Annotated in this window: 8 protein-coding genes; 5 read left to right on the top strand and 3 right to left on the bottom strand. The window is 66.3% G+C overall.

The genetic code is table 11. The features are described 5' to 3' along the window. Window positions 1–68 precede the first annotated feature (68 nt). Window positions 69–635, bottom strand: coding sequence for a TetR/AcrR family transcriptional regulator (locus RXV88_RS18060; protein WP_316294898.1), 567 nt, complete (start codon window positions 633–635; stop codon window positions 69–71). Between the two features lie 90 nt (window positions 636–725). Between RXV88_RS18060 and RXV88_RS18055 the strand changes: the two genes are divergently transcribed. The 3 genes from RXV88_RS18055 (at window position 726) to RXV88_RS18045 (ending at window position 3527) form a co-directional block, all read left to right on the top strand. Then, entirely contained in the window at window positions 726–1844 is a 1119-nt protein-coding gene (locus RXV88_RS18055) for an NmrA family NAD(P)-binding protein (RefSeq protein ID WP_316294897.1), read from the top strand. A 33-nt stretch (window positions 1845–1877) separates the two neighbouring features. Continuing rightward, the gene (locus RXV88_RS18050) at window positions 1878–2417 is read left to right on the top strand and encodes a carbonic anhydrase (RefSeq protein WP_316294896.1); all 540 of its coding nucleotides are present in this window, start codon (window positions 1878–1880) and stop codon (window positions 2415–2417) included. A gap of 219 nt (window positions 2418–2636) precedes the next feature. Next, window positions 2637–3527 carry a cation diffusion facilitator family transporter gene (locus RXV88_RS18045; RefSeq protein ID WP_316294895.1) on the top strand — a complete coding sequence of 297 codons (891 nt, stop codon included), beginning with the start codon at window positions 2637–2639 and terminating at the stop codon, window positions 3525–3527. Between the two features lie 276 nt (window positions 3528–3803). Here the strand turns inward: RXV88_RS18045 and RXV88_RS18040 are convergent, their stop codons facing one another. Both RXV88_RS18040 and RXV88_RS18035 read right to left on the bottom strand, forming a co-directional pair. Further along, window positions 3804–4019, bottom strand: coding sequence for a DUF1127 domain-containing protein (locus tag RXV88_RS18040; protein WP_316294894.1), 216 nt, complete (start codon window positions 4017–4019; stop codon window positions 3804–3806). A gap of 762 nt (window positions 4020–4781) precedes the next feature. Beyond that, window positions 4782–5744 carry a substrate-binding domain-containing protein gene (locus RXV88_RS18035; protein WP_316294893.1) on the bottom strand — a complete coding sequence of 321 codons (963 nt, stop codon included), beginning with the start codon at window positions 5742–5744 and terminating at the stop codon, window positions 4782–4784. Here RXV88_RS18035 and RXV88_RS18030 point away from each other — a divergent pair. Then, the gene (locus tag RXV88_RS18030) at window positions 5734–5883 is read left to right on the top strand and encodes a hypothetical protein (protein WP_316294892.1); all 150 of its coding nucleotides are present in this window, start codon (window positions 5734–5736) and stop codon (window positions 5881–5883) included. The two genes, RXV88_RS18035 and RXV88_RS18030, sit on opposite strands and share 11 nt — an antisense overlap. A 96-nt stretch (window positions 5884–5979) precedes the next feature. Further along, on the top strand, window positions 5980–7167 hold the full coding sequence (locus tag RXV88_RS18025) for an alpha/beta fold hydrolase (protein ID WP_316294891.1): 1188 nt from the start codon (window positions 5980–5982) through the stop codon (window positions 7165–7167). The last annotated feature ends 12 nt before the right edge of the window (window positions 7168–7179 follow it).

Below are 7179 nucleotides of genomic sequence, written 5' to 3'. Positions count from 1 at the left end.
CACCCCGTCACCGACCCTGGCCGGGGCCGGTGACGGGGCAAGTTTAGCAGAGCGCAGATACAGAAGGGTCAGGACGCCGGGGTCAACTTCTCCGCCGCCGCGCGGGCGGCATCGAGAATGGCCTGCGACTGCGCCGGATCGTCCGCCAGCCGCGCCAGCGTGACCGCCCCCACCAGTAGCGACAACAGCGCATAGCCGCCCGCCGGCACGCCATCCGCGCCCAGAAACGTCGCCACGCGGTCCACGGCCTCGGCGGTGCCGGTCCTGGTCCCGCCCCCGACCCGCGCCAGTTCCGACCCCAGCGCCGCAAGCGGGCAGCCCGCCGCCCGCCGGTCCACGTGATCCTGCGACAGATAGGTGGCGATATAGTCTGCCCGCGCGCGATCCCTTACCGACCGGTCCGGCAGGGCCTCGATCTCTGATATCAGGTCGTCGACGGCATTGCGGAAGGCCGCGGCGACCAGTTCGTCCTTGTCCGTGAAATGCCGGTAGAAGCCGCCATGCGTCATCCCGGCGGCCTTCATGACATCCGAAAGGCTGGTCGCCTCGATCCCCTTTTCCCGGAATTGCGCCGAGGCGGCATCCAGTATGCGCCTGCGAGACTTGAGTTTTTCGGCGTTGGACACTCTGGGCATGGTGGCCTCGTGATTTTGGGGGTTGACGATTAAGATTTCAGGTATCATCTAAATTATAAGATTACAACTATCATCTAAAAGGTCGATCCCATGCCGAACCCATCGAAAATCCTCGTGACCTCCGCCGCCGGGCGGATCGGTCGCGATGCCGTCGCGTTCCTGATCGAGGCCGGGCATGAGGTCCGGGCCATGGTGCACCGCCGCGACGATCGCGCGGCAGAGCTTGGGCGGATGGGCGCGGAAGTCGTCGTCGGCAACCTGCTCGACTATCGCGACGTCGAGACCGCGATGCAGGGCGTCGACCGCGCCTTTCACATTCCGCCCTTCACCCCGCATCTGCTGCACAACACCATGCTGGTCTGCCTCGCGGCGCAGGCGGCCAGGCTCGAGTCGCTGGTGCTGCTCTCGGGGTGGAACCCCAGCCCCGAGCATCCCTCGATGCTGACCCGGGAACACTGGATCGCCAACAACGTCGCGCGCTGGATGCCGGATGTCGCGGTCATTCACCTCAACCCGGGGATTTTCGCCTTTCCCTACCTGCTGACCACGCCGATCACCCGCAAGCTGGGGGTGCTAACCCTGCCCTTCGGCGACGGTGCGAACGCGCCTGTGGCCGAGCGCGACATCGCGCGCTGCGCGGCGGCCCTGCTGGACAATCCGCAGCGGTACGCCGGCACGTCCTGGCGGCCGACCGGGCCAGCGCTTTTGACCGGGACGGACGTGGCGGCGGTGCTGACGCAGGTCTTTGGCCGCCCCGTGCGCTACCGCCCGATCTCGTTCCGTATGTTTTCAAAGGCCGCGCGGGCCATGGGGTTTCCCGACTTCGACAGCCACCACCTGCGCCATTACGCCGAGGAGCTGGCCAATGGCGCATTTGCCATCGGGGCGCCGACCGACCATGTGGCGCGTCTGACCGGGCGCCCGGCGGAAAGCTTTGCCACCACCGCCGAACGCTATGCCCGCGACGTGACCCGGCTGGCGCCGAACGTGCGCGATGCGTCGCTGCCCGGGGCGGTGGGTTTCATGCTGCGGATGCTGCTGACGCCTGCGCCGGATTTGCGGCAGCTCGACAGCTTCGAGGGCCATGCCCGGCTGGCCTCGCCGCGCGGCGGTCACCAGAACCCACGCTGGCAGGCCGCCGCCGCCGAGGGGCGGCTGCTGTTGGAGGACGGACCCGCGCCCGCCCCCAAGGCCCTCGCCGCCCGCTGACCTTTTCCACTCCCCAGCCACAAGGACCCGGACATGACCCCCAATGACATCCTGCTCGACCGCAACCGCGACTTTGCCGAGGGCTTTGCCCATGCCGACATGCCGCCGCTGCCCCGGCTCGGCACCCTGATCCTGACCTGCATCGACGCCCGCGTCGATCCGGCCCATACGCTCGGCCTCGGGCTGGGGGATGCGGTGGTTTTCCGCAACAACGGCGGACGCGTCACGCAGGCGTTCATCGACGAGGTCGCGACCCTCGCGCTGATGGTGGCCCGGATGACGGACCAGCCCGAGGCCGGGCTAAACATCGTGCTGATGCAGCACACCAAATGCGGCGCACAGAGCCTTGCCGACCCGGCCTTCCGTGCGCGGATTCTGGAAAGCATCGGCGTCGATGTGTCCGAAAGCGCGATCACCGATCCCGAAAGCGACCTGACGACCGACATCGCGCGGCTGCGCGATGCGCCGGGCCTGCCGGACGGCACAAACGTGTCGGCCATGCTCTACGACGTCGAGACCGGCCAGCTGCGCCAGATCGCCCCCGCCAGGTCCCTGGCCGATCTGCGCGGATAAGGCGAGCCGCCTGCATGGGTTTGCCGTGGCGCCGCCGAGTGCGGCCCAAGACAACGGCCTGCCCCGCGGGCTTCATGGGCGCATCCCGTCCCGAGACCGGGCATCGATCGGGCGCCGCCTCGCGGACTGATCTTGCGAGGCATTATCATTCGCAAATTCAACGCCTTGAGTGATCCGCGCCGCTCGGCTATCCCCGGTATGACCGAAAGGGGAAGGCCCATGTCTGCTGCGCTCAAACTGGCCATCGGAAGCCTTGCCGTCGGCATCGTCGTTCTTGGCCTGAAGATGCTGGCGTGGTGGATGACGGGGTCGGTCGCGCTGCTGTCGGACGCGCTGGAAAGCACGGTGAACCTGGCGACCGCGTTCGCAGCGCTGGTGGCGATCCGGGTCGCGGCGCGGCCCGCGGATGCCGGTCATCCCTTCGGCCACCACAAGGCCGAGTTCTTCAGCGCGGTGCTCGAAGGGGTGATGATCATCGTCGCGGCGCTCTTCATCCTGCGCGAGGCTTATGACGGCATCCTCGCCCCCCGCGCGCTGGATGCGCCGATTGAGGGCCTTTTGGTCAACGGCGCGGCAACGGCGCTGAACGCCGTCTGGGCCTTCGTGCTGGTACGGCGGGGGCGTGCGCTGAAATCGCCCGCGCTGGTGGCCGATGGCCGGCATCTGTGGACCGATGTGGTCACCTCGGCCGGTGTCGCGGCCGGTGTTCTGCTGGCGCTTTTGACCGGGTGGTGGATCCTCGATCCGCTGATGGCGGGGCTGGTCGCGGTCAATATCCTCTGGTCCGGCTGGCGCGTCGTGAAGGAGTCCCTCAGCGGCCTGATGGACGAGGCCGTGCCCGAGGAAACGCTTGCGCTGATACGCGAGGTCATCTCGACCGAGGCCGCCGGCGCGGTCGAGGCGCACGACCTTCGGACCCGCCACGCGGGCAGCGCCACCTTTGTCGAGTTCCACCTGGTGGTGCCGGGCGGCATGACCGTCTTTGACGCGCACGAGATCTGCGACCGCGTCGAGGCCGGCATCGGCAAGGCGGTGCCCGACGCGCGCGTGACGATCCATGTCGAACCCGAGCACAAGTCCAAGCATACCGGGATCGTCGTGCTGGACTAAGCCCCGAAAGGGCGCGCAAGAGCTGCGCAGGCCCGGTTCGAGGCGAGCGAGGCGCATTATGCCAGGCGCGGAGGCCAGCGTTCTGGCCGCCAATGCGCGGCTTTCGCTGCATGGGCGGCTGATCCGCCGGGCGGCGGGGCGGGAAGCTACCGAAGAGACAACCAGGCCCTGTGGCGACGCACCTTGCGCCGCGCGGCAGGTGCCGCCTTGGGATCGGGCCGCCCGCCCTGTCCCGACGCGCCATGCGTCAGGACAAGGCCGAGCGCCCCGCCCGGGTCAGACCTCGCGGGCCGCGTCCAGCGCGACGCGCGGAAGCTCGCTGCGGTGCAGCCCGAAATCGGCCAGATCGCGGTCGCTGAGCGCGTCCAGCTCGGTCAGGGTCTTGTGATAGACGGCGCGCCGCGCCCGATACGCGGCAAACGCCGCGCGCAGATCCTTGATCCGGGAAAAGAGCCCGGTTGCCGCCGTCGGGTTGATCGAAACATAAGCCATGATGTGCGTCCTTGCATTCTATGCCGTGGCATCGTCCCGATGCCGTTGAGACCTAGATAGCCGCATGCTGCAGGTGCACAATCGACAATGGCTCATCGCCGCCATGCGCTGAGTGCATGGTCGCCACGGCGGGCGCAACGCACCGCCCCGCGCACCGGACATCACGTGGTGAGCGGCGCGTTCATCCCCCCTTCAGGATCAGCACCAGAATGCCGAGGGCCGCCAGAATTTCGGTCCACGGCAGCATTGTGCGGGACGATCTGGTGAGAGGGGCCAGCGCGCTCCGAACAGGAGACGCACGGTCTTGCAAGGGGGTCACGCCCGGGAACTCGTCGGTACTGTCATCAAAAACACTCTTCTTCACTAACTAACTCTCGCAATCCGATTTGGCCCCGCTCGACGGACGGAATGACGGGCAAATTCGACCTAATCATGAAACCTGCCACATGATGTTGCCCGATTGATTAACCCGGACCCGCATGCTTCACGCGACGTGACACCGGGCGACCGCACGTCAAAGGCGAACAATCCGACGGAGCTGCGAAAATGCCATGGATCGCGCCGCAATACGACGAATGGCGAAACAGTCGCGCAATCTCTGGCTGAACGCAGATTGCGGTGACTTTGCCAAAATTCTAAACATGGCGTCCGGAAACAGATTGTTCTGGCATCGCGACCCGAAGTGCAAAGCAATCGCCGGACCGAAGGCGCATTCCCTCGAACGCGGGCGGCGCGCGCGGCCCCGAGGGGCCGCGCCGGTTTTCAGTTCGTCATAAGCGGCTTGAGCTGCAGCTCTTCGGTCGTCGCGGGGACGAACCCGTAGGAGGCATAGATCCCCTGCGCCCGCTCGGTCCCGAGATAGGACAGAAAGCGGTAGGCGTTGTAGGGGTTGCGCGCGTCGCTCAGCGCGCCGATCGCATAACTGACCTTGTCCTGCTTGTTGAGCGGCGCCGGGATCGCCACGCCGTCGATCATGCGTCCCTCTGCCTTGGCCTCGATCACCTCGGTGGTCCAGACGATGCCCACGTCTGCCTCGCCGTCCCCGATCCGCTGCGGCGTCTCGCGGTGATGGCGCGAGGTGAACCAGGTCTTGCCCTCGATGGCCCAGCAGCTTTTGCATTCGGCATTCGCGGTGACCTGTTCGTAAAGCCCCATGTCCTTGAGCATCTCGGACCCGTAAAAGCGAAAGATCCCCTCGGTCAGCGGGTTGGGATGCGACTGGACCAGATCGCCGCGCGCCAGATCCTCGGGGCCCTCGATCCCCTTGGGATTGCCCTCGGCGACCATCAGCTCGAGCTTGTTGTGGATGTAGATCATGTAGTCATGCATCTTGTCCATTCCAGCCAGCTTCTTGAGGTGATTGAGGTTCACCGACGCATAAAGGTCGGGATTCATCGCGGTGTCCTGATCGTTGATCTGACCCTGCTTGAGGATCTGGCCGTTCAGGATCTGCCCCGGCGGGATCGTCTCGACATAGATCGTGCCGATGTCGGAATTGATCGACTGAAAGTCCTTGATGAGCTCTTCCATCACCATGAACTGGTTGCCCGCGAGATACATCACCAGATCCGAGGTGTAGCTGTCGCCGATCTCGCCATAGACCACCGATCCGTCGGAATGGAACGTCCGGTAGTCCTTGTTCAATCCGGCCTCGTCCTGGGCGCTTGCCAGCGATCCCAGAACCAAAGCCGATGCCGCAAAGGCGATACCTTGAATGATCTTCATCGCAAACCTCCCTTTTTTGAATTCCACCATGGTCGCACAGATGGAACACATGTCAATCTTTGCATATGACGCGGAATATCCCGCCCGCCCACGCGTCGCCGGATCCGCCATGCGGGACCTGACCGGCTGCCTGTCGTGACCCGCGGCGCGCGCCTGGGAACAGCCGCCGATGCGGCCTGTCCGTTCGGTCGGAAATGCTTGGATTTCGGGGCGAGCGCCGGGGTACACTCGGATCATGGAATACCGCTTTGCAGGATTTGTGCTGAACGACGCGCGGCACACTCTGACATCGTCTGGCGCGCCGGTGCATGTGGAACCGCGGGTCTTCGACCTGTTGCACCTGCTGGTCCGCGAGGCTGGCGAGCTGGTCTCGCGCGAGCAAATGATCGACGAGGTCTGGGACGGCCGGTTCGTTTCGGACTCGGCCATTTCGGCCTGCATCGCCGCCGCCAGGCGGGCGGTCGGCGACAGCGGCAAGGATCAGGCGGTCATCCGCACGGTCCCGCGGCGGGGCCACACCCTGATCGCCGGTGTCGAGCGCGTGGACGGCCCCGTGCCGGGCGTGCCCGCCGCGCCAATGGCCACGCCCGGCGTCCAGCGCATCCGCTACGCCAGAAACGCCGACGGGCGGCGGCTGGCCTATGCCCTCAGCGGATCGGGTCCGCCGGTGCTATACATGCGCCTCTCGGGGGCTGCCAATCTCGAGGTGGAATGGAGCCTGGCGGCGGGCCGGGCGTTCTTTGCCGAACCGTCGCGGCATTTCACGATCCTGCGCTTTGACCCCATCGGCGCGGGGCTGTCCGACCGCACCGTCGCCGAGACCGATTTTGGACGTATCGCCGAGGACGCGATCGCGGTGGCCGACGCCGCCGGGATCGACAGGTTCGGCGTCTATTCGACATCGGGCGGCGTGCTGCCCGCCATCCACCTGGCCACGGCCTATCCCGACCGGATCACCCGGCTGGCCATCGTCGGCGGCTATGCCAACGGCCGCGTCCGCCGCCGCGCGCCGGGCCAGCAGGATGTGATCCGCAGCCTGATCGCCGAAGGCTGGGACGAACCCGAGGGCGCCTTTGCCACGGCGGTGCTCGCCTCGTATTTTCCCGAAGGTCCGTTCGAGGTGGTCAAGGAGCTGGTGCGGCTGATGCAGAGTTCGATGAACTCCGACCATATGGTCGCGATCCGCGATGTGATCAACAACGCCTCGGTCGTCGATCTGCTCGGGCGCATCGCCTGCCCGACCCTGATGATCCACGGTCGGCGCGACGGCGTGCATCCGCTCGCCGAAGCCCAAAAGCTCGCCGCCGAGATCGGATCGTCCGAACTGGCGATCCTGGAGACGGCCAATCACCTGCCGCTGCCCGGAACGCCCGCCTGGGAGCCTTTCATGGACACGCTGGTGACATTCCTGTCGGGGCGCTAGGCGCGGCCAGGC

Source organism: Aestuariicoccus sp. MJ-SS9, from assembly GCF_032586235.1.
In the GTDB taxonomy this organism is placed as follows: domain Bacteria; phylum Pseudomonadota; class Alphaproteobacteria; order Rhodobacterales; family Rhodobacteraceae; genus Aestuariicoccus.
The sequence above is the reverse complement of the archived record's forward strand: the minus strand, read 5'-3'. Positions and strand labels throughout refer to the sequence as shown.